Below are 23,358 nucleotides of genomic sequence, written 5' to 3'. Positions count from 1 at the left end.
TCAAAGGACAGATTTTGAAAAATTCCAGTCCGAGGCGAATACCGCCAGAAGTGCTTTATACGCCCCACAGTAAACTGAGACATCCAATTCAGTTGTTTAAGCAAATGGGGCGAGACTTATTAGCTTCGCGGGAATTAGCTTGGCGATTGATGGTACGCAATATAACTGCACAGTACCGTCAATCTTTTCTTGGCATTGCTTGGGCTTTTTTGCCACCAATTGTCATGGCAGCAGGCTTCACAATAGCAAGTGACGCTAATGTGATCAACGTAGGTGCGACAGATCTACCTTATCCAGCTTATGTAATGTTTAGCACTGCGCTATGGCAAACGTTTGTAGAAGCCTTAAGTGGTCCTGTGCAAGCAGTGACAGTAGCAAAGCCAATGTTGGCGAGAGTCAATTTTCCACGCGAAGCAATCGTTTTAGCGAAGGTAGGGGAAGTATTCTTCAACTTTGCTATTAAACTGTTATTGATTGTAGCCTTGTTTCTTTGGTTTCAGATTGCAGTCGGATGGACAGTAGTTTTAGCGTTTGTAGCACTGATTCATTTAGTGATGCTGGGAACATTCTTTGGTCTACTATTAGCTCCACTAGGTGCTTTGTATCAAGATGTTGCCAAAGGAATAACGATGATTACAGGGTTTTGGCTATTTCTAACACCAGTGGTGTTTCCAGTGCCTAGAGAGGGAACCTTTGGATTCCTTGTCAATCTTAATCCTGTCACTCCACTATTGGTGACAACGCGAGAATTAGCAACAACAGGAGTTGTTTCAGATCCTTATGGATTTTGGGTAGCGAGTCTTTTTGCTTTTATAGGATTACTGTTAGCATGGGTAGCATTCCGTGTATCTATGCCTTTTGTGATTGAAAGGATAAGTTCTTAATGACAACTGAATTGAGGCATCAAGAAATTGCAATTCAGCCTGAAGATAGCGAAGTAGTGCTGAGTGTAGAGGGGATTTCTAAAAAGTTTTGTAGAAACTTGAGACGATCTCTATTCTATGGCGTGCAAGATATTGCTACAGAGTTATCAGGAGGAAAGAGAACAAGTACTAAGTTGCGATCGCAAGAATTTTGGGCATTAAGAGATGTGAGTTTTCAACTACGGCGCGGTGAAGCTGTTGGTTTAGTCGGTTCAAATGGAGCGGGAAAAAGTACACTTTTACGTATTATTAGTGGTTTAATTAACCCAGACACAGGAGCAGTAAAAATTAGAGGAAGATTAGCACCACTAATCGCATTAGGTGCAGGCTTTAATCCTATCCTGACAGGAAGAGAAAATATCTATGCGAATATGTCAATTTTGGGTTTGTCTACAAAAGAAATTAAAGCTAAATTTGAGGAAGTGGTAGACTTTGCCGAAATCTGGGAAGCAATTGATACGCCAGTACAAAACTACAGTTCTGGTATGGCAGCACGACTAGGTTTTGCTTGTGCAGTTCACACAGAACCAGATATTTTCCTGATCGATGAAGTGCTGTCTGTAGGGGATGTTAAATTTAAAATGAAATGCCACCGCAGGCTCGCAAAATTGCGCGAGAATGGCACAGCTTTTGTCTTAGTTTCTCACAACTCGCATAGCATTCTTAATATTTGTAACACGGCAATATATTTAGCAAAAGGTCAATTAATTACTGTAGGAGAAACTGAAGCGGTAGTACGCAAATATGAAGAAGATCTCTGTCTCAGTGGTATGGAAAAAGCGACAGGACCACTGATATTGCCTAAGAAGTCTCCAGATGAAAGTTTTGGTTTGGATATTACCTTGGTTGGTTTTAAAGACGCACAAGGAAATATCTTGGAGACTCCAATGTCTGGAGAACCTGTTAATTTATGTGTAGAATGCTTTGCACACAAGTATATTGATAGCGCAAACTTGGGGGTTGTCGTTAAATCTCTATCTGGAGAAAATGATCGAGTACTGTATTTTACCTCTGCAAGCGACAATGAGTCTTTAAAAATTACTCCAGGAAATACTGAGTTACAAATACAAATGCCGTACTGTGGCTTAATACCTGGTGTATACAGCGCAAAAATCTACATCAAAAGCGGCGTATGTTCCTTTGATGTCGTTGAATCTTTCAGATTTACAGTCCAAGCAGACAAAACTATCAGTAGAAGTTTATTCTATCAACCACGAACATGGAAAGTCATCAGTAAGTAGGTACTTGCAACTATGAGCAATCCGCTTATCAGTATAATTATTCCTACGCACAACAGACCCGACTTGCTACCACGCGCTGTTGAAAGTGCTTTAGCACAAACGATAGATGATTTTGAGGTGGTAGTTGTTGATGATGCTTCTACAGAGCCAGTGCAACTACCAGAACATCCTCGCTTGCGATTAATTCGTCTCGATCAGTCACATGGAGGTGCAGGTGCGCGTAACGTAGGTACAGAAGCCGCAAAAGGGCGATGGATTACTTACCTTGATGACGACGATCGCCTACTTCCCCATATGTTAGCTACTTCACTAGAGGCATTATCTCAAACTCAGTTGCCAACTCCTGTAGGTGTAATTTCAGGATTAGAGATAGTAAATACCGAAGGTCAAGTTATAAGTACGCGATTACCACCACCTGCTCGCCCGCGTGGCGCGCACTTTGCACTAGAAGTACTAGAACCTGGTTATTCGTATAACACCAAGCAAACCTTAGTTGTAGAGCGTGAAGTTATTCTCCAGATTGGTGGTTGGGATAAGTCGTTCCGCTCGCGCGTTCACTCGGAACTCTTTTTGCGGCTTAATCCTGTTTGTTCATTACTTGGTGTACCCATTGTAACATATCAACTGTACAACCACCAAAGCGATCGCGTATCGCGAAATCTTGTGTTGCGTCAAGAAAGCTTTCAGCGTTTGGTAAGTAAGCACAAATCTCTCTTTCAAGCTCACCCTAGAATGTTTGCTAAGTTTGTGATCGATCACGCTCAAAGATCTTATCAAATGGGTCAAACAGGTGCAGCAATTGCTGCAGTTTTACAGGCAATACAAATCGAGCCGATTTATTCTCTTAAAAGAGTGACTAGACCATTTCGCAGACAGCTACAACAAGATGATTCACTATAACAGTGAGAAATTCACTAATTTTAAAGAGTAAAAGGAAAAGAACAGTAACTGACAGTATTACAGCACTTAAGATTTAGAGGATTTACTGATGTTACTGCTGCAACACTTGGTAAATTTGTGCTGAAGATACTTGATCCGTAACTTTCACAACACCAATCATAGTAGGCAATACAAATCGAACTTTCCCCGCTTTGACTTTTTTATCAGTTTGCAACGCATCAACGATCGCATCAAGATCGATTCCATCAGGTAACTTTGTCGGTAGCCCTGCTTTTTGAATTAATGATGACTGACGATTTTGCGATTCTTGTTCCCACAAACCTAGATTAACGGCTAATTGTCCAGCAGCTACCATGCCAATTGCGACAGCTTCGCCATGATTGACAACACGATACCCAGTTAAACTTTCTACTGCATGACCGATCGTGTGTCCATAATTGAGGATTGCACGTAACCCAGCTTCTTTTTCATCTTTACTGACGACATCCGCTTTAGCTTGACACGATCGCACGAGAATTTCTTGTAACAAGTTTTCGCTTAAATACCGAAATTGATCCAAGCGATCGCATTTTTCCATCTGTGCAAATAACTCTGCATCCCAAATCACGCCATACTTAATAACTTCCGCCATTCCTGCACGAAACTCGCGTTCGGGTAGTGTCTGCAGTACCTGCGGATCGATTAAAACTAACTTGGGTTGATGAAATGCACCAATTAAATTTTTGCCTTGGGGATGATTTACCCCAGTTTTCCCACCAATTGCTGCATCAACCATTGCTAACAACGTAGTAGGTACTTGCACGAAATTGATACCGCGCAGCCACGTAGCCGCTGCAAAACCCGTCATATCGCCAATTACACCACCACCTAAAGCAACCATTGTTGCAGCGCGTTCTAGGTGGTTCTCTAAGGCTGTGTTGTAGAGTTTTTCTACTGAGGCAAGTGTTTTGTATTGTTCGCCGTCGGGTAGGTTGTAACTACTAACATTAAATCCGGCATCTTCTAAAGACGCGATCGCCTGTTCGCCATAATACTGGAAAATGACAGAATTAGAGACTAGTAAAACCTGCTTTCCTAGATGCAGATGCGACATCAGTTCACCTAGCTTGGCGAGTCCTCCAGGTGCGATCGCGATGTCGTAAGCCTCTTGCGGTAAATTTAGCCGAATCGTGTGCATTACGAAAACCCATTTCCCAGCAGCGCTGCGTTGTTATTTTATCTTATTCACAGCGGTAAGTAAGTCTCTTGTGGATGATGCCACTTGTCATGCAGCATATGCTTTAATATTTTTTAATACCCAGTGAGCTGGGAAAACTCTTGAACGGGAACAGAAAAATGCTTGGAGTTATCGCTTACATCGTCATGTTGGGTGCTTTTTTTGCCCTTGCTGTTGGTTTACTTTTTGGTTTACGTGCAGTCAAGTTGATCTAGCAACAAGCCAGAGGTGAGACATTAAAATTAAGTCTCTAACCTCTACAGCTTTGCTACAAATTTAACTCGCTAATGCCGTTTGTTGAATTTTTGTTTCGGCTTGGATTTCTGCTTCTCTAGCGAGAAACTCAGCAAGTTGCGCTTCGAGTTCGTCGCGGACGATTTGACGATATTCGAGAAAATGTTCGTTATGCGCGCATACAGCAAGGTAATGATCCCAAACTTCGGGATTATTCTTGATAATGCTGAATAAATGATGCCAGAACTTCCAACGCGTATTACGCTTGATACCTTGTCGCCAACAAACGATTAGCAATGCACGGATATCTACCCAACTTGGCATTTTAGCTGGGGCTTTGCATTTGGGCGCACCTAGTATTAAAAAACAGCGATAAGTTCGATCTAGATACTTAACTGGATCATATAATTGCCAGAATGACTCGATATACTCTCTAGTGATTTGTTCGAGCGATCGCGTCGGGATGAAATTCATCAAAGTTGTCTGGTTAATATTGCCATCTTTGCCGCGCAAGCGTCCTTCTTTATCTAATCGATGCCATAGTGCAGTATTTGGTAATGCTTGTAGCATCGCAAACGTCGTCGTCGGAATTGCAGTTTTTTCGGCAAAACGGACAATGCGATCGCCTGCACCTGCTTTTTCACCATCAAAACCAATAATAAATCCGGCGATCGGTCTTAAACCAGCACGAGTGATATTTTGTACCGACTCGATTAACGAACTGCGCGTGTTTTGAAATTTCTTCGTAAGCTGCAAGCTATCTTCATCGGGTGTTTCAATTCCCAGGAAAACTGCATCAAAATTGCATTCAACCATCAAGTCCATTAATTCTTGATCTTGTGCGAGATCGACAGATGCTTCGGTGTTAAAGCGGAAGGGATACTGATGTTCTGCTTGCCAAACTTTTAATTCTTGTAACAACAGCTTGACATTACGTTTATTACCAATGAAGTTGTCGTCTACCATAAATACACCACGCCGCCATCCCAAACTGTAGAGATACTCCAACTCGGCTAAGAGTTGTTTTGGGGATTTTGTGCGTGGTTTACGTCCATAAAGTACAATAATGTCACAAAACTCGCACTGAAATGGACACCCACGCGAGAATTGAATTGACATCGAATCATACTCATCGAATTCTAATAAGTCGTAACGGGGAATCGGTGTTGTGGTGACATCAGGTTTCTCGTCATTTGAACGAAAAGTTCCACTCGTTTTACCCTGGGCGATCGCTTCGACAAACATCGGTAAGGTGATCTCACCTTCATCTAATATGAGATAATCTGCACCAGCTTTTTCGGCTTCTTGAGGAACCGAAGTTGGATAGGGACCACCTACAGCAACTCTTTTTCCTCGCTGTTTTGCTTCGCGAATTTGGTCGAGAAGGTCGTCTTTTTGCACAATCATCGCCGAAAGAATAACAACATCTGCCCATTGCCATTCAGCTTCGGTAACTGGACGGATATTACGATCTACTAGTTTAAACTCCCATTCTTGCGGCAAAATTGCTGCTACGGTAACTAAACCTAAAGGTGGCAGCAAAACTTTACGATTAACTAATTCTAAAATTTTTTCGTATGACCAAAACGTTTTGGGAAACCGAGGATAAACTAGTAAAACTCGCATAAAATCTCTATCCCCACACAAATTATTGTTATTTTTATTTTCTGCTTAGCTGTTGGTTAATAAGCTAAACCTGTTTGCATGATAATAGGTTTTTCTATAGTTTATCTACTGATTTTACAATTATGATTTTTAAATTCTTAACAAAGGGGCGATCGTGTTTAGGAAAGTTTTCTTTTAGAGCTTATGTGTTGGTTGGAGGGCTATAGATTTAATGAACCACAAAGGCACAAAGGACTCAAAGGTTATCATCTTTTCTATTGATTGGGTTACGCTAAAAGCTTTTGGTTTAAGTATCTTCTCGTCACTGATGACTTGATGTTGGATATTAATGTTCCTCTAAAGTTTTTTGCGGGGAGGAATACCACTGATTTTTAAAACATCACTGAGGGTTGCACAGTAATTTGGTAGACCAAATGTTGCTGGATTTACGGCATTGCGATAGGTGAAGTGGCGATAGTCTAAACAAAAGCGATCCCAGTCTGCCATTTGAATGCGAAATAACGCAATAATTGCGTTGGCTAAAGATAAAGTTAAGGGAATACGAAAATAAATCTTTTTATTGAAATAAGAACACACTTCTTCGACGGCTTGGTTGACAGTTAGTGGTGCTTGACCGAGTACAAGAGAACGTGATTTATTTTCAGTAGGCGGATGGTCAACTAAATATCGCACGACTTGGGCAATGTCGCGTCCGTGGATGAAGTGAAAACTACCGTCAGCCTGGAAGAAGCGAATTAAATCTACCCATTTTGTGACTTCTGGTAAGCCACTTGTAAGGTGAGAATACGGTTTATTAGCATCGCCTCCAATCACTAAGGTTGGAAAAAGGATTGTGGTTTTGGATGCAATTTCTCTTTGACTCAATTGATGATGACAGTCGTATTTAGAACGAATATAATCAGTACCAATTTCGCCGGCTTGTGGAAGTATTTTACCGTTATTATCGAGAAGACTTGCAGTAGAGAAGTAAATAACTTGTTGGCATTCTGGAGACAATAAACTTAGTACTTCTTGGGTTTTAACTACATTAATGTCGTAGGTGTCTGCACCCCCCCAAGCGGTCGCGGCAAGCACTGCAGTATCAATTGTTTCTAGTAAACTAGCAAAGGTACGAATGTTTTGCATATCGCCCTGCAATACATGAATTCCAGGGCGATAGTTTGTATCAACTTGCAGTTTTTGCGGATTCCTCACCAACAAGTACAACTCGTGATTAGTTTCCTGAATCAACGCCTCACTAATGTAATGACCAATGCACCCACTCGCACCTGTAACTAGAATCCGCTTGGCTAGGGGTGAGGAGCGAGGAGTGAGGAGCGAGGAATTGCTCTGTGCTAAATTATACATATATTTAGCAAAACATATTTAAATTACAAATGAGTATTAATAGCTATCAAGACCTTAAAGTTTGGCAATTTAGTATGAATTTGGCTGAAAAGGTTTACCATTTAACCTACCAATTTCCCAAGCAAGAGACTTATGGATTATCCAGCCAAATCCAACGTGCTGCTGTGTCGGTTCCATCAAATATAGCTGAAGGACATACAAGAGATTCGACAAAAGAATATCTGCAATTTCTTTCAGTAGCTTTGGGGTCACTAGCTGAATTAGAGACACAGTTAATCCTAGCAGAAAGATTATCTTATCTAGATATACAAGATTTGCAAACTGTCCTTTCAAAAACTGATGAAATTAGTCGCATGATTAGAGGCTTACAAAAAGCTCTCAAAGCCAAACTTTAACTCTTTTCCTCGCTCCTCGCTCCGAACTTCGTCCCGCTGCGCTAACGCTCCTCACTCCTCAAATTGAGATTTTTAGCAGTCTCAAAAAAGAACGCGACGTTTTCTTCGGGTGTTTCGGGTAAGACACCGTGACCGAGATTAAGAATATGTCCTCGGTTTCCGGCTTTGCGTACAGTATCGTAAATGCGATCGCGAATGAATTCTTTAGAACCGAATAAAACACCAGGGTCAAGATTGCCCTGCACTTTCATGTTACCAAGCCGTGCCCTAGCATCTGCCATATCGACAGTCCAATCTACAGAGATCATATCCGCGCCTGATCTTGCCATGCGCTCTAGTAAGCCTGCACTTCCGCTGACTAATAAAATTAAGGGCGTGTCAGGATGTGTTTGCTTGACTTGTTGGAAGACGCGCTGTTGATAGGGTAAAGCGAATGTTTCGTAGTCTTGGGGACTCAGTTCACCCGCCCACGAATCAAACATTTGGACAACTTGCGCCCCACAATCGATTTGATAGCGGACGTAAGTTGCGATCGCATCAGCTAATTTAGTCAACAGTTGATGCAACACTGTTGGATCGGCAAACGCCATTCCTTTAATTTTGGAGTAAGTTTTAGAACCTTTACCTTCTACCATGTATGCAGCGAGTGTCCACGGCGCACCTACAAAACCTAAAACCGCAGCTTTATTACCAACTTCTTGGCGTAACGCTTGTAAAATTGTTTTAATAAATGGTAATGATTCTTCAGGTTCGAGAGGACGTAACTGATCGACTTGTGCAGAAGAACGAATTGGCGAGGCAATAATTGGACCTTTCCCCTCAGCGATATCCATGTCTACACCCAAGCCTGGTAAGGGTGTCACAATATCGGAAAATAAAATCACTCCATCGGGTTGAAACGCCCTCCAGGGTTGCAAGGAAACTTCAATAGCAACTTCAGGGATTTCAGAACGTTCGCGAAATGAAGGATATTTCTCCCGTAGTTCCCGATAAGCTTTCATATAGCGACCTGCTTGCCGCATCATCCACACTGGTGGACGTAAGAGCGTTTCACCATATGCTGCTCTTAGTAGATAAGGAACTTGGGTAGCAACGGTCATTTATCTTTTCACCTAAACAATGTTTTTTATCCATTGTTCATTGTATCAGTGGTAACTTAACTCAATCTTTGACTAATTAGTTAAATTAACAGTGCAATGGTGCGAAACTGAATGCTAATACATGTTGTTGTTACCTGATTTAGACAAAACCCTCCGCTTTGCAGAGAAAAAGTATTAAGTAGTCTTGGCACTATGAATGTAGAGAAGGAGATTTTTGGGGTGTTGTTTATGCAGTTAAACGAATTTGCACAGCAAGAAAAATGCCCTACGTCGCTTTTCCCAGCGTTACAAGCATTGTGGTATGCCAAAAAAGGTGATTGGCATAAAGCGCATGAAATTGTCCAAGAGGCAGATGATATTGATAGTGCTTGGGTTCATGCCTACTTACATCGTCAAGAGGGAGATTTAAGTAATGCACGTTATTGGTATCGTCATAGCAGGCAACGAGAGTTTACAGCATCTTTGAGCCAGGAGTGGGAATACATTACGCAGGAACTACTCAAAAAGTTTGCACACATTAACGCTTAACGTGTTTAGACGCAAAACAAGCAGATCGGGGGCTTAGAGTTAAGTTATTGATGGCTCAAAGCTTAAGATCCCTTTGTCTGCATTCAGCTGGACTGGGATTCCTACAGGTAAGGCGGCGTTAGTACCATCGTGACCAAAAGGAAGATCGGAAACAATTGGGATATTAAGATCGCCAAGACGATCGCGCAATACTTCTTCGATGGTTAAGCTAGGAATATTTGGTGGTGGTTCGCAGCGGCTGAAACGTCCTAATGCAATACCGCGTACTTTGTTAAACGCACCGCTTAAGCGCCATTGTGTGAGTAGTCGATCGATGCGGTAAGGCGCTTCTGTAACATCTTCTATCGCAAGAATGACACTATCTAAATTTGGTTGTATTGGTGTCCCCAGTAAATGTGTAGCAACAGTAAGATTTGCTGGTAACAAAATACCACTCGCACTACCACCTCCCCAGCCTGTTCCTGTAAGCGAAGTTATTGTGTGACTTTCAACTAAATCAAACAAACGCTGAACTGACCAATCGGGTTCTTTAGCTAGGGTAGTGAGTACAGGCGCATGAACGCCAGAAATCCCAACTGTACTAAGACTCCACAGTAATGCAGTAATGTCTGAAAACCCAATTAACCATTTAGTGAGGGGTGTTAGCGTTAGCGAAGCGAGGCGAAGCCCAGCGGGACGAAGTCTGGGATGAGGGGTGAGGGATGAGGGTTTCTTTTGATTTTTTGCTAACTCGTATACTTGCCACGTCCAATCTTCCAAAATTCTGGCACTACCGTAACCACCTCTAGCACAGAGGATACCCCGACATGCAGGATCTTTCCAGGCGTTGAGTAACTGAATACGGCGATCGCCATCTTTACCTGCTAAGTAACCCCAGCGGTTATCAATGTCAGCACTGATTTCTATACGATAGCCACGCTTTCGCCAAATTTCTACTCCTTGATGAAATGCTTCTAATTCTCTTAATGCCCCACTAGGTGCAATGACTCGTAGCAAGTCTCCTGGTTTTAATAATGGTGGGAGTTGGCAATTTTTCATATTCAAGATATTGAGTAAGTTTGACAAAATCTTTGATTAATCAGTATTTAGTAATCAATCAAACGATATAATAGTTATTCTTTGCTTATCAGTATTTGTTCTAAAAATTCAACAAAAACTTTAAGTTTTACCTTATTTTATTTCATATCTTATATGCGAGCGCGTATTTCTATCAATTTGTTTTATGATGTCAGAATTAGTAATTCTTTGTTTATTTTCTTTTTTTGCTGGTTTAATTGACTCAATTGTTGGTGGAGGAGGTTTAATTCAGCTTCCGGCACTTTTAATTGTTTTACCTAATACAAATTTACCATTATTATTAGGAACAAATAAACTTGCTTCAATTGCTGGAACATCTGTAGCGGCAATTCGCTTTTCTCTGTATCTAAAATTACATTTTTTAATTGTGATTATGGCGGCGATCGCTGCTTTTATTTTCTCTTTTGTTGGCGCTAGCACTGTTAGTATTATTAACCCTGATATTTTACGTCCTTTAATTCTTGGATTATTGACTATTGTTGCTATCTACACTTTTCTTAAGAAAGATCTTGGCTCGCAATACTTGTTTTATACAGCGCGTGCAAGACAAATTATTCTTGCTCTAATTATTGGATGTGTAATCGGTTTTTATGATGGCTTTCTAGGGCCTGGAACTGGCAGTTTTTTAATATTTGCCTTTGTTGGAATGATTGGCTTTGATTTCTTAAGAGCTTCTGCCTCTGCTAAAGTCGTAAATTTTTGCACTAATCTAGCTGCTTTAGTGTATTTCATCCCTACTCATAATGTTATTTACTCCTTTGCTTTACCAATGGCTGCGTGTAATATTGTCGGAGCTATAATTGGAACTAAATTAGCCATTCTTAAAGGAAATGCTTTTATTCGCAATTTATTTTTAATAATAGTTTGTGTTTTAATCATAAAGCTTACTCATGACATATTTTTTGGTTAAAGCTATTACACTTATCTCATAGATAAATGATGAATCTAGAATTTATAAAAAATCCTCTCCATCTCTTTTTTTGCGTTCTTTGTGTTTCATTAAAAAAAATCAAGTTATTTACTTCAAGTTTTTAAAGTTATTGGATTAGTTGTAAATACGTACTTAGAAAGAACCTAATAGTTGATCAGATAAAGATTTTGACTCAATTTTTACCACAGATAAGCCGATTATCTTTGCTTTCCACAGCTATCCTTGGCTAATTCATCGTTTGACTTACCGCCGTACCAATCATAAAAATCTCCATGTACGGGGATACCAAGAAGAAGGAACAACACCTTTTGATATGTTAGTAATGAATGATTTAGATGGCTTTTATCTTGTAGGAGACGTCATTGACCGCGTTCCTGGGCTACAGAACGTTGGTGCGCACGTTAAACAAATGATTCGCAATAAACTGATCGAACATAAGCAATATATCAACAAGTACGGCGACGATCTGCCGGAAGTATGCGATTGGACTTGGCATTACTAGAGAGTAGAAAGTATGTAATGATACCTCAGCCTACTAAGTGGGCTAAGGTTTTGTTTGTTATTTTTATTTTTCTGTAATGAACTATATTTTTTCGCAAACAAAGCGTGAGTACTATAGTTGATGTTTCATGTTGATTTGTAAATGGATTTAACGCTATAACAACCCTTGTGCGCGTTTTGAATCATAAAAAGGATGTAAGCATAAACACAGATAGAATATGAATTCCTGATCGTTCGGACAAGTGGCTGTATGTCCTCAAGTGTCTGAAACACAATGAATGTCTGACTTCTCAATTCCCAACTTCTCAACCCTGCTTATGCTTGTGATGGTAACAAATACAGCAATAATTACCTCAGAAGAATGGTAGCAAGGCAAGAAGACACTACATCTATGCTTGAAATTTAAGGAAAAAAGGAACAAATAATGCAAACTGTGCCGAATCATCAGGTAGATAACCTACAGATAGAAGACGACCGGACAGGATTAAGTGTTGAATGCCTAAAGCGAGCCTTTCTAGATAATTTATTCTACGTTCAAGGCAAGTTTCCTAAAATTGCGACAAAAAACGATTATTATATGGCGTTAGCGTATACAGTACGCGATCGCTTACTACAACGTTGGATTAATACTGCGGTAATTTATACCGAAAGAGCTTCGCGGACAGTATCATATCTTTCGGCTGAGTTTCTGATGGGACCACATCTTGGTAATAACCTAGTCAATTTGGGAATCTATGACCAAGTAAAGCAAGCTGTTAGTGAATTAGGACTAGACTTAGAAGATTTACTCGAACAAGAAGAAGAACCAGGACTTGGTAACGGTGGCTTGGGACGCTTAGCAGCTTGCTATCTCGATTCGATGGCAACTCTAGAGATTCCTTCGTTAGGATACGGGATTCGCTACGAATTTGGTATTTTTGACCAAGATATTCGCGATGGCTGGCAAGTTGAAATTACTGACAAATGGCTACACTGCGGTAATCCCTGGGAAATTGCGCGTCCTGAGTGGGAAGTTTATGTCAAACTAGGCGGACATACTGAAGCATACACCGATGAACATGGACGCTATCGAGTCCGATGGATTCCTTATCAAGTTGTTAAGGGTGTTCCGCACGATACGCCAATTCTTGGTTATAAAACAAATACTGCAAATACTTTGCGTCTCTGGACAGCCGAAGCCCCAGAATCGTTTGACTTTGGTGCTTTTAACTCTGGCGACTACTTGGGTGCAGTACAAGAGAAAATGGTTTCGGAAAACCTCTCAAAGGTACTTTATCCCAACGATGACTCTTCACAGGGTAAACGCCTGCGACTCGCACAGCAAATTTTCTTTGTATCTTGTTCGCTGCAAGATATGATTCGCATTGTCTTTCGCCAAAATGTCCCGTTAGAAAAGTTCCACGAAAAGTTTGTTGTGCAACTTAACGATACTCACCCAGCGATCGCTGTTGCTGAGTTGATGCGACTCCTCATCGATGAACATGATATGGGCTGGGATCAAGCATGGCAGATCACCCAAAAATCGCTTGCCTATACCAACCATACATTATTACCAGAAGCACTCGAACGCTGGCCCATCAGCTTGTTTAGAGAATTACTACCTCGGCACTTAGAAATTATCTATGAAATCAACTATCACTTTTTAGAGGAAGTCAAAGCCAAGTTCCCTGGAGATAGCGATCGCTTGCGCCGGATGTCGTTGATCGACGAATCAGGAGAAAAATACGTGCGCATGGCACATCTAGCTTGTGTTGGTAGCCATTCAATTAATGGTGTTGCGGCTTTACACACCAAACTGTTGCAACAGGATGTGTTACGCGACTTCTATCAAATGTACCCTGAGAAGTTCAATAACAAAACCAACGGCGTTACTCCCCGACGGTTTATAGTATTGAGTAATCCACGACTGACCAACTTAATTTCTAGCAAAATTGGTGATAACTGGATTAAGCACTTAGAAGATCTCAAGAAATTAGAAGCGTTTGTAGACGATCCTGAGTTTTGTAGTCAGTGGAGATCGATCAAGTCTGCTATTAAGCACGACTTAGTGGCATACATAGCACAACAAAATGGCATTACTGTCAATCCTGACTCGATCTTTGATATCCAAGCAAAACGCTTCCACGAATACAAGCGCCAGCATCTCAACGCACTGCATATCATCACGCTGTATAACCGGATCAAAGCAAATCCTGATATCGACATTACGCCACGTACGTTTATCTTTGGTGGTAAAGCCGCCCCTGGCTACTACATGGCAAAGTTGATTATTAAGTTACTCAACTCAATTGGCGATGTTGTCAATAACGATCCTGATGTACGCGATCGCCTCAAAGTTGTCTTCTTGAAAGATTACAGCGTTAAATTTGCCCAGCGCGTTTATCCGGCTGCGGATTTATCCGAACAAATTTCGATGGCGGGTAAAGAGGCTTCTGGTACAGGTAACATGAAATTTGCCTTGAATGGAGCCTTGACAATTGGTACACTTGATGGAGCAAATGTAGAAATCCGCGAAGAAGTCGGAGAAGACAACTTCTTCATCTTTGGACTCACCGCACCTGAAGTTTACGCACTCAAAGCCAGAGGCTACCGTCCGCTAGATTACTACCATAGCAATCGCGAACTCAAAGCTGTGATTGATCGCATTGCATCAGGTCATTTTTCGCATGGTGATACTAAGCTGTTCAAACCCTTGTTAGATTCACTCTTGTATCGCGACGAATACTTATTGTTTGCTGACTATCAAGCCTATATTGATTGCCAGGATCGTGTCAGTCAAGTGTACCGCGATCGCGATCGGTGGACGCGGATGTCAATTTTAAACGCTGCGCGGATGGGCAAGTTTTCCTCCGATCGTTCGATCCGCGACTACTGTCAAGATATCTGGAATATCAAACCTGTACCTATTGAATTAGGAGAATGTATTCAAGCTAAGGAGAATATGCAACCGATTAGTATTTAAAGAGAGGTCAGGGGAGTTATGAATGGTAAGTGTTGAGTGTTGAGTTAAGTCTTCTCTGCCTCCGGCACGCTGCGCGAACAACTCAAAATTCAAAACTAATCACTCGCCCTCGCCCCTCACTCCTCACTCCTAGTTCAAGATATCTCTAAACCACTTTTCAAAGCGATCGCCTAATGCTTCTAGTGAAAATTCTGTCTCAGCTTGTTGACGACAAGTGTCACGGTCAATTTCATCAAGACGGGCGATCGCATTTACTAACCCCGTGACACTATCGGGTTCTATCAAAAACCCTGTTTTCCCATCTTGCACAATTTCTGCTGGACCACCACGACGGTAAGATATGACAGGTACGCCACACGCTAGCGCTTCAATCGCAACATTGCCAAAGGCTTCTACCCAACGTGGAGTCATCAATAACGCCTGGCATTGACGAACCTGCTGCTGCATTTCTGACGTTGAGAGAAAGCCTAAATATTCAATCGGCGCACCAGGATAAGCTGCACAAATTTGTTTCCAGTAGGTTTCATCCTGCATTTTTCCCATAATCTTTAAGGGAATTTGCGTAATTTTTGCCGCAGCGACAGCATCTTCTAACCCTTTTTCTGAAGCAATTCTGCCTAACCATGCTAGACAATTTTGTGGTTGAGCGCAAAATTTATATAGTGATAAATCAATACCACTTCCTAAGCACGGACATTCATAATCAAGTGCAAACGTTCTTGCTTGCGATGCGGTGTAAAAACCAATCGTTCCTAGAAAATGATCTGCTGTCTGTTTGACAATGCGATCCATTGCCTCAGAAAGCGATCCCATACTGACGAAATGAGCAATCGGGCGTTTAAAAAATGGTGTGAGATAAAAAGGCAACCAATCGTAAGCAAAATTTACAATTAAGTCATACTCAGCTTGTACTTGCCGTGCATACTCCCACATATTCGCCAAAACCGAGTCACCAGGCATCACAATCGAAGCGTTGCGTTCCTGACTTTGGGCAATAATTTGTAACTCGCCAGGAATCTGCACAATATCAGGTAATGATTCAAAATACGAACCATTCGGCGCAACAATTTGCACCTTATGTCCGCGCCGCCGCATTTCCTGGGCAATATTGTATAAACTTAATTCCACTCCGCCACCAAGTCCAGTACCTAGTGGTCCCACCGAAGTAGAAACAAATAATAGTTTTAGCAATTTAAATTGGTAACTGGTCATTGGTCATTGACAAGAATATTATCAACAATTACCTATTACCCATTACCCAATATCAAATTAATGTCAGAGATCAGATTCAGAGTCTTGAATTGATAAAGAAACAGGTATTCTACTAGTTTCTAACTCTTTCACAGCAGAAATTTTACCACCAATTCCCAACGCTTCCCGCTGATTAATCAGGTAAATGCTAATCAAAGTTAAGCTAACACCTGCCCATTGTAGAGGACTAAGGACTTCAGCAAGTAAGAGATTGCCAAACAATAAAGCAAAAACGGGAGTCAGAAAAGTTAATGAACTCAAGCTGGTGAGATTTCCGCTAGAGGCGAAGTAAAAGAATAAACCATAAGCGATCGCACTACCAAAGATTGTGGAGTATGTTAGTGCCATCCAGCCAGATAAATCAATATTTACCCACTGCTGCGACTCTACACTCGCACTCAACGCAAATAACGGCAATCCTCCCAAAATCATATGCCATCCCGTTGCAACAACGGGATCAGCATAGCGACAAACATAGCGGATAATCACCGTTCCCACTGCCATTGAAAGCGCAGCTAGTAGCATCAACCACTCACCACTTTCAAATAAAGCAGTGAAAGTGAAATCAACATGACTTGCTGTCCCCAAAAACCATTCATCTGGCAAACCAATCAAACTGATTCCCACAATACCAATACACAACCCTAGCCAGCCCCACAACCCAATTCTTTCACCAAATAGCCAACAAGATAGCAAAGCCACTGCAATAGGCTGCGAATCAATCATCACTGAACCCAAACCCGCACCAGTTCGCACTAATCCTTCAGCCAGGAAACCTTGAAACAGCGTGCCATCTATCAGGGCAAAAATGCTAATCCACAACCACGCTTGCCAACTGTGAGGCTGCGGCTTACGCAAGATTACACCAGCTGCCAAAACTAAAACTCCTGCCGGAACTAAACGCACCCCTGCCATAAACAGCGGTGTCGTATGCGGTATAACTCCTTTCATTGCCACCATTGCAGTTCCCCACAAGAAAAATGGCGCAATTAATAAAAGCGACGCGAAGGGAAGTCGAGATTCAGTTAGTTTGTGCATGCAATTGCTAACCGCTGGAATAAAACAATACTTCTGATTGTAATCAATTATGTATTTTCATGAAGACACCCCAGACACGGGTAAAAAAAATTAAGATGAGTGTAGATTTCTCGGTATGCATTAATAGGTAATGGACATTTCCAATTACCAATTACCCATTACCACCTTCTTTAATTTACTCAAATCAGTTTAGACTGCTCATGGTGTGGCCTTTTAAGCCGTCGTTTCGGAAACAAATCGCGCGAATTGAAATTACAGGTGCGATCGCAAGTGCAACTCGTAAGCGAGTCCTCGACGCCCTCAAAACAGTAGAAGAGAAACGTTTTCCTGCTTTACTTCTACGCATCGATAGCCCTGGGGGAACAGTTGGAGATTCCCAAGAAATTTATAGTGCCTTAAAGCGACTGCGCGACAAAGTGAAGATAGTTGCCAGCTTTGGCAATATTTCAGCTTCTGGTGGTGTTTACATTGGCATGGGTGCGCAACATATCATGGCAAACCCTGGCACAATTACCGGAAGTATTGGCGTCATTCTTCGAGGTAATAACCTCGAACGTCTACTACAAAAAGTTGGTGTATCTTTTAAAGTTGTTAAGTCAGGTCCTTATAAAGACATTTTGGCGTTTGACCGCGAATTAACTCAACCGGAAGAAAACATCTTACAAGAATTAATCGATACAAGTTACATCCAATTCGTGCAAACCGTTGCCGAAGGGCGAAATTTGCCAGTAGAGACAGTGAAAAGTTTTGCTGATGGTCGGATCTTTACGGGACAGCAGGCATTAGAATTAGGCGTGGTAGACCGTCTTGGTACTGAGGAAGACGCCCGTCGTTGGGCAGCAGAACTTGTAGGGCTAGATCCAGAGAAAACTTTGTGTTACACCTTGGAAGAACGCAAACCATTGCTCGCGCGGCTAATTTCAGGAGATAGTCAGATTTCGTCCTGCTTATCGTCTGGAATCGATTGGGTAGAATTTGATCTTTCTACTAATGGTCTACCTTTATGGTTGTATAGACCATAATATTGGGCAATGACGATCGCGCTACAGCAGCGACAAGCTAGTGTAAAAGGAGATAAAGCGTGGAGTGGCAAGTTCGAGCAATTCGCGGTGCAACAACGGTTTCAGAAAATTCTTACGAAGCAATCCGAGAAGCCGTATTAGAACTACTAGCAGAAATTGAGGCACGAAATCAACTCGAACCTACTGCAATTATTAGTGCCACGTTCTCAGTGACACGAGATCTCGATGTTGTCTTTCCCGCAGCGATCGCCCGCGAACGTCCGTGTTGGGATAATGTTCCCATGCTAGATGTACAGCAAATGCATGTCGAGCGCAGTTTACAACGATGCATCCGTTTGTTACTTCACGTTAATCTCCCTGTTTCGCGTACCCAGATTTATCACACTTATCTTCGTGGTGCTAAAACTCTACGTCCTGACTGGAACTTACCGCAGAAGAGGGGCGAGGGGCGAGGGGGAGCCACTGCGTTGCGGGGGTGTCCCCCGTTGTAGCAAGTGGCGTTGAGAGGTGAGGGAATTTTGAATGTTTAATTTATCGTAGCGCGGACATCTTGCCTATGGCAAAATACCAAATATTTAATGTACCCAGAAGTAAACGATAGATAGCGTTAAAGCAGTTAGGGGTAAGCCAAAACGTAAATGTTCCCAAAAGGTGAGTTTATAACCTAATCTTGCGGCTGCTTCTGCTGTAATCAAATTAGCGACAGCACCAAATAACGATAAATTTCCAGCTAAAGTTGCACCTGCTGCTAGCATCAACCACGATCGCGTGTCTTGTTGAGAAATTAATGGTTCAATCAAAAGTACGGCAGGGACATTAGAAATTAGATTAGATAAAATTGCGGTAACTCCAATTAGTCCTGCGGGATCGCCTACCCAAGCGGTAAACGGAGCTAACAAATTAAGTTTTTGCGTACCCCGTGTCAAAATAAATAAACCGGAAAACATCACAAGTAAATTCCAGTCAATTTCGCTGAGAATACGTTCAGGTTTTAACCGGCGCGTAATCAACAATAAAGCAGCAGCAACCAATGCAGCCTCAGCAAGGGGAACACCTAAGACAAAACTGGTTAGTAGGACTAAGGTAACAACAACGCTTTTAATAAACAACGGTCGATAGATGCGGTAACTAACTGGCGTTGCTTCTTCAGAAACTGCTTGCAGCGAGCGTACTTCAGGGTAATACAACCATAACAACGCGATTTGTAAACATAACCCTACCACCGCTACAGGTGCAAGAACGCGGGCAAATTCGACATAGGCGATTCCAGAAAATGAACCGATTAAAATATTTTGGGGATTACCGCTAATGGTGGCAACAGAACCAATATTTGTTGCAGCTGCTAAAGCTAAAAGATAGGGAATTGGATTGAGTTTTAAAGTTTGTGTTAGTGAAAGTGTTAATGGTGTAAACACCAGGGCTAACGTATCGTTGAGGAGAAAAGCCGACAGAAATCCGCTACCAAACGTCAGTACAATCAATAAACCAAAGGGACTGCGCGTCAGATGTAAGAGAAACGCCAGCGCGACTTGAAAGAAACCAGCATAAGCAAGATTAGCGTTAACCACCATCATACTTAGCAGGAAAATAATCGTTTTCGGGTCAATCGCCTGCCATGCTTCTGAAAGACTCAATACCCCTAGGGCAATCAAAATAGCAGAACCGACAAGCGCAATCGTCGCCCGATTCATGCGTAATCCAGGAAAATACCCTAAGCCTAAGCCTAAGTAGGTTAAGGCGATCGCACCGATGCTGGCGTATTGCCAAAAATCCACCACAGATTAAAAGTAGCTATGCAGCTGGTAGTGAGTGAAAACTAACGTAACTCAAAGGCAGGTAATTGGTAACTGGTGATTGGTAATTGGTAGCAATTAGCCCTCTTCGCTTAGTTGTTAGCGTTTGTGTGGCTAAATGCTAGTTGCCAAGTACTAAAAGCTTTTCGCGTTCCCCATTACCTATTACCTATTACCCAACAAGAATGTCTACTTACTAATTACCTCTGGTGGCTCAGTTTTATGATGGTGCAAGCGAATACCCACAAACACGTCATAAATAAAGTTCCAGAAATCCTTTTTTCCTTGTAGAATTCCTAAAGTTTGCGGAGAACCCTTCTCATCAAGTAGAGGTTTAGTAGCGTAGTAAGCGGGTTGATAGTTATACCAAGGAATTGAAGGCCATAGATGGTGAATTAAGTGATAATTTTGCCCCATGATGAGTAAATTCAAGATGCGACTAGGATAAACACGGGCATTTTTCCAGCGATCGCGTGCTTGATGAGGACGGTGGGGAAAATAATCAAAGAATAATCCTAAAGCAAGTCCCACAATCGCGGAAGGAATAAACCAAAAATTCAGTACATAACCTAAGAAATGGTACTGAATCGAAACCCAAAAAATGGCGACAACAATTAAACGACCAATAAACCATTCTAATAATTCATAATTGCGCCACAGTTGCCGTTTGAAGAAAAATACCTCGTGATAAAAAAATCGAGCATTAATCAACCATAGTGGACCTGCGGTAGAAACAACATAATCAGGATCGTTGTCGGGATCGTTGACATGGGCGTGATGCTGCAAATGCACCCGCGTAAAAACAGGAAAGGAAAACGCTAACATCAACGCACTACCATGCCCTAAAATCGCGTTAATTATGCGATTGCGATGGGCAGATTGATGACAGGCATCGTGAATTACTGTACCGGCAATATGTAAAGCCAGCACATTCGTTGTAAAGCAGCACCAGTGCGGCCATTCCCACAGCCAGTAGCCCAAGTTAGACAGCACCAGCATGACGACTGCGGCTAGAAACATTGTTACTGTAATATTTAGACCCCCTGGGGCAATTAAAAACTCCTTGGGGACTGTCATTGGCTTTTTTGCCTCTGACATGAGCATCTGTTAACTCCTTTTGCAGAAGGGATTGAGTATTGTATGATACGGCTATCTCAATATTAAAGTTTTGTATAGCAGAAGTCATAGAATTTTAGAGTTTGGAATGAAAAAAGCTAATTATTAAAGCTGCTAGGCGATCGCGGGCAACAAGCATTAGGATAATGCTCAACGAGATTGACTTAAACATTGTAGAGATTGCAGGATAGGCATCTTGGTTGTCCACTCAGCAAAATTGCTGAAAATCTAGTTGCAGCTTTTACAGCAGTAACAGGGGCAAGATAAGATTTGATTATCTAAATTAACTGTGTCATTCCAAAGTACTTTTTAGCGTTAAATTAATTTCTCAGCTCATAACGGAAAGCGCTCTTCTAACTAATCAGGAATAGGCTCAATGCAACTACCAGGTTCCTTCCCACGTCGGACGAAAATTGTCGCCACCATTGGTCCAGCCACTAGCCAACCCGAAGTGCTACGTGCCTTGATTGAAGCAGGCGCAACAACACTGCGACTTAATTTTTCTCATGGGAGTCATGCCGATCACCAACGTAGCGTTCGTCTAATACGCCAAATCGCTTTTGAACTCGATCAACCGGTAGCCATTCTTCAAGATCTACAAGGACCAAAAATTCGTTTAGGAAGGTTTGAAACTGGCTCTGTTGTTGTATGTAAAGGTGATGTTTTCACGCTGACTAGCAAACCAGTAGTTGGGACTCAGCATCTTAGCTGCGTGACTTACGATAATTTGGCACAAGAAGTTCCTGTAGGAGCAACAATTCTACTTGACGATGGTCGAGTTGAGATGGTCGTCAAAGAAGTCGATCGGGCTGCCCAAGAGTTACATTGTCAGGTTGTTGTAGGTGGGGTGCTTTCCAACAATAAAGGAGTCAATTTTCCAGGAGTTTATTTATCAATCAAAGCACTAACGGAAAAAGACCGTGAGGACTTAATTTTCGGTCTCGATCAAGGAGTAGACTGGGTAGCACTCTCCTTTGTGCGCAACCCCCAAGATGTCTTGGAAATCAAAGATTTGATTTCTAGTGCGGGAAAGCAAGTACCAGTTATTGCCAAAATTGAGAAACACGAAGCAATTGAACAAATGGAAGCAATTCTTGCTTTGTGTGATGGTGTAATGGTAGCAAGAGGAGATCTTGGTGTAGAACTTCCAGCGGAAGATGTTCCGATCTTACAGAAGCGCTTAATTACAACCGCAAACCGCTTAGGTATTCCAATCATTACAGCGACGCAGATGTTAGACAGCATGGTACACAGTCCGCGTCCCACTCGTGCAGAAGTTTCTGATGTCGCCAATGCTATTTTGGACGGAACAGATGCCGTCATGCTTTCTAATGAAACTGCAGTAGGTAAGTATCCAGTGGAAGCCGTAGCCACAATGGCACGAATTGCAGTGCGAATTGAGCAAGAACAAGCTCTAGCAGCCAATCCTCACACAGTTAGAGATACCTACCATTCAATTCCGAATGCAATTAGCCAAGCTGTCGGTCAGATTGCAGAACAATTAGCAGCAGCAGCAATTATGACGCTGACAAAAACAGGTTCAACAGCGCGTAACGTTTCTAAGTTTCGTCCAACAATACCAATATTGGCGATTACCCCGCACGTTGATATCGCTCGACAATTACAACTTGTATGGGGCGTCAAACCCTTGTTATTGCTAGATTTAGCTTCCACAACTCAGACATTTCAAGCTGCATTGAATGTCGCTCAAGAAAAACAGTTACTCAAACAGGGCGATCTAGTTGTCATGACGGCTGGTACTCTGCAAGGTGTTTCGGGTTCTACAGATCTCATCAAAGTTGAGGTGGTTAAAGCAATTCTTGGTCGCGGTTATGGAATTGGACAAGGTTCTGTCAGCGGACGAGCAAGAGTAGCTTACGATCCCATGGATGTTGGCAAGTTTAATCATGGAGAGATTCTAGTTGCATCCAATACTAATGCTGATTATGTCGAAGCAATTCGCAAAGCAGCAGCGATCATTATTGAGGAAGAAAGCTCAACCTGTCATGCTGCCGTGATTGGTCAATGCTTAAACGTACCGGTGATTGTTGGTGTTAAACAAGCTACAGAAGTGATTCGCGACGGGGCAATTTTGACGTTAGATGTCCATCGGGGGTTGATTTATTCAGGAGTTGTTTAACTCGATTGATACAAAGC

20 protein-coding genes and 1 pseudogene are annotated in these 23,358 nt (G+C 42.0%); 12 read left to right on the top strand and 9 right to left on the bottom strand.

The window, feature by feature from the left end:
- Nucleotides 1–38: 38 nt before the first annotated feature.
- From CSQ79_RS17970 to CSQ79_RS17960, 3 genes are read left to right on the top strand one after another with little or no spacing between them, the layout of a single operon-like run.
- Nucleotides 39–884 carry an ABC transporter permease gene (locus tag CSQ79_RS17970; protein WP_502693939.1) on the top strand — a complete coding sequence of 282 codons (846 nt, stop codon included), beginning with the start codon at nt 39–41 and terminating at the stop codon, nt 882–884.
- Complete coding sequence (locus CSQ79_RS17965) at nt 884–2,164, top strand: ABC transporter ATP-binding protein (RefSeq protein WP_099702531.1); 1,281 nt, start codon at nt 884–886, stop codon at nt 2,162–2,164. The genes CSQ79_RS17970 and CSQ79_RS17965 overlap by 1 nt, the downstream gene beginning before the upstream one ends.
- 12 nt (nt 2,165–2,176) lie before the next feature.
- Entirely contained in the window at nt 2,177–3,064 is an 888-nt protein-coding gene (locus CSQ79_RS17960; RefSeq protein ID WP_289501279.1) for a glycosyltransferase, read from the top strand.
- 91 nt (nt 3,065–3,155) lie between these two features.
- On the opposite strand, the gene aroB is transcribed toward CSQ79_RS17960, so the two are convergent.
- Nucleotides 3,156–4,241, bottom strand: a complete 1,086-nt coding sequence (gene aroB / locus CSQ79_RS17955) for a 3-dehydroquinate synthase (RefSeq protein ID WP_099702530.1) — start codon at nt 4,239–4,241, stop codon at nt 3,156–3,158.
- A 158-nt stretch (nt 4,242–4,399) separates the two neighbouring features.
- Between aroB and petL the strand changes: the two genes are divergently transcribed.
- Nucleotides 4,400–4,495 carry a cytochrome b6-f complex subunit PetL gene (gene petL / locus CSQ79_RS17950; protein ID WP_073548502.1) on the top strand — a complete coding sequence of 32 codons (96 nt, stop codon included), beginning with the start codon at nt 4,400–4,402 and terminating at the stop codon, nt 4,493–4,495.
- A gap of 61 nt (nt 4,496–4,556) precedes the next feature.
- Here the strand turns inward: petL and CSQ79_RS17945 are convergent, their stop codons facing one another.
- Nucleotides 4,557–6,140 carry a B12-binding domain-containing radical SAM protein gene (locus CSQ79_RS17945; protein ID WP_099702529.1) on the bottom strand — a complete coding sequence of 528 codons (1,584 nt, stop codon included), beginning with the start codon at nt 6,138–6,140 and terminating at the stop codon, nt 4,557–4,559.
- A gap of 336 nt (nt 6,141–6,476) precedes the next feature.
- The gene (locus tag CSQ79_RS17940; protein WP_099702528.1) at nt 6,477–7,487 is read right to left on the bottom strand and encodes an NAD-dependent epimerase/dehydratase family protein; all 1,011 of its coding nucleotides are present in this window, start codon (nt 7,485–7,487) and stop codon (nt 6,477–6,479) included.
- A 29-nt stretch (nt 7,488–7,516) separates the two neighbouring features.
- On the opposite strand from CSQ79_RS17940, the gene CSQ79_RS17935 reads away from it, so the two are divergent.
- Nucleotides 7,517–7,882 carry a four helix bundle protein gene (locus CSQ79_RS17935; protein WP_099702527.1) on the top strand — a complete coding sequence of 122 codons (366 nt, stop codon included), beginning with the start codon at nt 7,517–7,519 and terminating at the stop codon, nt 7,880–7,882.
- 41 nt (nt 7,883–7,923) lie between these two features.
- Here the strand turns inward: CSQ79_RS17935 and hemE are convergent, their stop codons facing one another.
- Complete coding sequence (gene hemE / locus CSQ79_RS17930) at nt 7,924–8,982, bottom strand: uroporphyrinogen decarboxylase (RefSeq protein WP_099702526.1); 1,059 nt, start codon at nt 8,980–8,982, stop codon at nt 7,924–7,926.
- A gap of 228 nt (nt 8,983–9,210) precedes the next feature.
- On the opposite strand from hemE, the gene CSQ79_RS17925 reads away from it, so the two are divergent.
- Nucleotides 9,211–9,510 (top strand): hypothetical protein, encoded by a 300-nt coding sequence (locus tag CSQ79_RS17925; RefSeq protein WP_099702624.1) that lies wholly within the window; start codon nt 9,211–9,213, stop codon nt 9,508–9,510.
- Between the two features lie 39 nt (nt 9,511–9,549).
- Here the strand turns inward: CSQ79_RS17925 and CSQ79_RS17920 are convergent, their stop codons facing one another.
- Nucleotides 9,550–10,548: a S66 peptidase family protein gene (locus CSQ79_RS17920; RefSeq protein ID WP_099702525.1), complete on the bottom strand. Its 999-nt coding sequence runs from the start codon at nt 10,546–10,548 to the stop codon at nt 9,550–9,552.
- Nucleotides 10,549–10,735: 187 nt separating this feature from the next.
- On the opposite strand from CSQ79_RS17920, the gene CSQ79_RS17915 reads away from it, so the two are divergent.
- From CSQ79_RS17915 to CSQ79_RS17905, 3 genes and pseudogenes are all read left to right on the top strand, one after another.
- Nucleotides 10,736–11,497 (top strand): TSUP family transporter, encoded by a 762-nt coding sequence (locus CSQ79_RS17915; RefSeq protein WP_099702524.1) that lies wholly within the window; start codon nt 10,736–10,738, stop codon nt 11,495–11,497.
- Between the two features lie 175 nt (nt 11,498–11,672).
- Nucleotides 11,673–12,020, top strand: a pseudogene (locus CSQ79_RS17910) (phosphoketolase family protein); the annotation flags it as partial.
- 423 nt (nt 12,021–12,443) lie between these two features.
- Nucleotides 12,444–14,981: a glycogen/starch/alpha-glucan phosphorylase gene (locus CSQ79_RS17905; protein ID WP_099702522.1), complete on the top strand. Its 2,538-nt coding sequence runs from the start codon at nt 12,444–12,446 to the stop codon at nt 14,979–14,981.
- Nucleotides 14,982–15,110: 129 nt separating this feature from the next.
- On the opposite strand, the gene CSQ79_RS17900 is transcribed toward CSQ79_RS17905, so the two are convergent.
- Together CSQ79_RS17900 and CSQ79_RS17895 are read right to left on the bottom strand one after the other, a co-directional pair.
- On the bottom strand, nt 15,111–16,193 hold the full coding sequence (locus tag CSQ79_RS17900) for a glycosyltransferase family 4 protein (protein WP_099702521.1): 1,083 nt from the start codon (nt 16,191–16,193) through the stop codon (nt 15,111–15,113).
- A gap of 63 nt (nt 16,194–16,256) precedes the next feature.
- Complete coding sequence (locus CSQ79_RS17895) at nt 16,257–17,270, bottom strand: DMT family transporter (RefSeq protein ID WP_099702520.1); 1,014 nt, start codon at nt 17,268–17,270, stop codon at nt 16,257–16,259.
- Nucleotides 17,271–17,470: 200 nt separating this feature from the next.
- Here CSQ79_RS17895 and sppA point away from each other — a divergent pair, with 200 nt between their 5' ends.
- Nucleotides 17,471–18,292 carry a signal peptide peptidase SppA gene (gene sppA, locus CSQ79_RS17890; RefSeq protein WP_099702519.1) on the top strand — a complete coding sequence of 274 codons (822 nt, stop codon included), beginning with the start codon at nt 17,471–17,473 and terminating at the stop codon, nt 18,290–18,292.
- A gap of 59 nt (nt 18,293–18,351) precedes the next feature.
- Nucleotides 18,352–18,783 carry a chorismate mutase gene (gene aroH / locus CSQ79_RS17885; protein ID WP_099702518.1) on the top strand — a complete coding sequence of 144 codons (432 nt, stop codon included), beginning with the start codon at nt 18,352–18,354 and terminating at the stop codon, nt 18,781–18,783.
- Between the two features lie 84 nt (nt 18,784–18,867).
- Here the strand turns inward: aroH and CSQ79_RS17880 are convergent, their stop codons facing one another.
- Nucleotides 18,868–20,067 (bottom strand): anion transporter, encoded by a 1,200-nt coding sequence (locus tag CSQ79_RS17880; RefSeq protein ID WP_289501275.1) that lies wholly within the window; start codon nt 20,065–20,067, stop codon nt 18,868–18,870.
- A 207-nt stretch (nt 20,068–20,274) separates the two neighbouring features.
- Nucleotides 20,275–21,189, bottom strand: a complete 915-nt coding sequence (gene crtR, locus CSQ79_RS17875; RefSeq protein WP_099702516.1) for a beta-carotene hydroxylase — start codon at nt 21,187–21,189, stop codon at nt 20,275–20,277.
- Between the two features lie 388 nt (nt 21,190–21,577).
- Here crtR and pyk point away from each other — a divergent pair, with 388 nt between their 5' ends.
- Nucleotides 21,578–23,341 carry a pyruvate kinase gene (pyk, locus tag CSQ79_RS17870; RefSeq protein ID WP_099702515.1) on the top strand — a complete coding sequence of 588 codons (1,764 nt, stop codon included), beginning with the start codon at nt 21,578–21,580 and terminating at the stop codon, nt 23,339–23,341.
- The last annotated feature ends 17 nt before the right edge of the window (nt 23,342–23,358 follow it).

Origin of the sequence: Gloeocapsopsis sp. IPPAS B-1203 (genome assembly GCF_002749975.1) — a bacterium.
Taxonomy (GTDB): Bacteria; Cyanobacteriota; Cyanobacteriia; order Cyanobacteriales; family Chroococcidiopsidaceae; genus Gloeocapsopsis.
This window is presented reverse-complemented; position numbering and strand designations above follow the sequence as displayed.

What these genes read in the sequence shown, in the direction of transcription:
- CSQ79_RS17965 (WP_099702531.1), top strand. Translation starts at nt 884, where the DNA reads ATGACAACTGAATTGAGGCATCAAGAAATTGCAATTCAGCCTGAAGAT.
- CSQ79_RS17960 (WP_289501279.1), top strand. Translation starts at nt 2,177, where the DNA reads ATGAGCAATCCGCTTATCAGTATAATTATTCCTACGCACAACAGACCC.
- aroB (WP_099702530.1), bottom strand. Translation starts at nt 4,241, where the DNA reads ATGCACACGATTCGGCTAAATTTACCGCAAGAGGCTTACGACATCGCG.
- petL (WP_073548502.1), top strand. Translation starts at nt 4,400, where the DNA reads ATGCTTGGAGTTATCGCTTACATCGTCATGTTGGGTGCTTTTTTTGCC.
- CSQ79_RS17945 (WP_099702529.1), bottom strand. Translation starts at nt 6,140, where the DNA reads ATGCGAGTTTTACTAGTTTATCCTCGGTTTCCCAAAACGTTTTGGTCA.
- CSQ79_RS17940 (WP_099702528.1), bottom strand. Translation starts at nt 7,487, where the DNA reads ATGTATAATTTAGCACAGAGCAATTCCTCGCTCCTCACTCCTCGCTCC.
- CSQ79_RS17935 (WP_099702527.1), top strand. Translation starts at nt 7,517, where the DNA reads ATGAGTATTAATAGCTATCAAGACCTTAAAGTTTGGCAATTTAGTATG.
- hemE (WP_099702526.1), bottom strand. Translation starts at nt 8,982, where the DNA reads ATGACCGTTGCTACCCAAGTTCCTTATCTACTAAGAGCAGCATATGGT.
- CSQ79_RS17925 (WP_099702624.1), top strand. Translation starts at nt 9,211, where the DNA reads ATGCAGTTAAACGAATTTGCACAGCAAGAAAAATGCCCTACGTCGCTT.
- CSQ79_RS17920 (WP_099702525.1), bottom strand. Translation starts at nt 10,548, where the DNA reads ATGAAAAATTGCCAACTCCCACCATTATTAAAACCAGGAGACTTGCTA.
- CSQ79_RS17915 (WP_099702524.1), top strand. Translation starts at nt 10,736, where the DNA reads ATGTCAGAATTAGTAATTCTTTGTTTATTTTCTTTTTTTGCTGGTTTA.
- CSQ79_RS17905 (WP_099702522.1), top strand. Translation starts at nt 12,444, where the DNA reads ATGCAAACTGTGCCGAATCATCAGGTAGATAACCTACAGATAGAAGAC.
- CSQ79_RS17900 (WP_099702521.1), bottom strand. Translation starts at nt 16,193, where the DNA reads ATGACCAGTTACCAATTTAAATTGCTAAAACTATTATTTGTTTCTACT.
- CSQ79_RS17895 (WP_099702520.1), bottom strand. Translation starts at nt 17,270, where the DNA reads ATGCACAAACTAACTGAATCTCGACTTCCCTTCGCGTCGCTTTTATTA.
- sppA (WP_099702519.1), top strand. Translation starts at nt 17,471, where the DNA reads ATGGTGTGGCCTTTTAAGCCGTCGTTTCGGAAACAAATCGCGCGAATT.
- crtR (WP_099702516.1), bottom strand. Translation starts at nt 21,189, where the DNA reads ATGCTCATGTCAGAGGCAAAAAAGCCAATGACAGTCCCCAAGGAGTTT.
- pyk (WP_099702515.1), top strand. Translation starts at nt 21,578, where the DNA reads ATGCAACTACCAGGTTCCTTCCCACGTCGGACGAAAATTGTCGCCACC.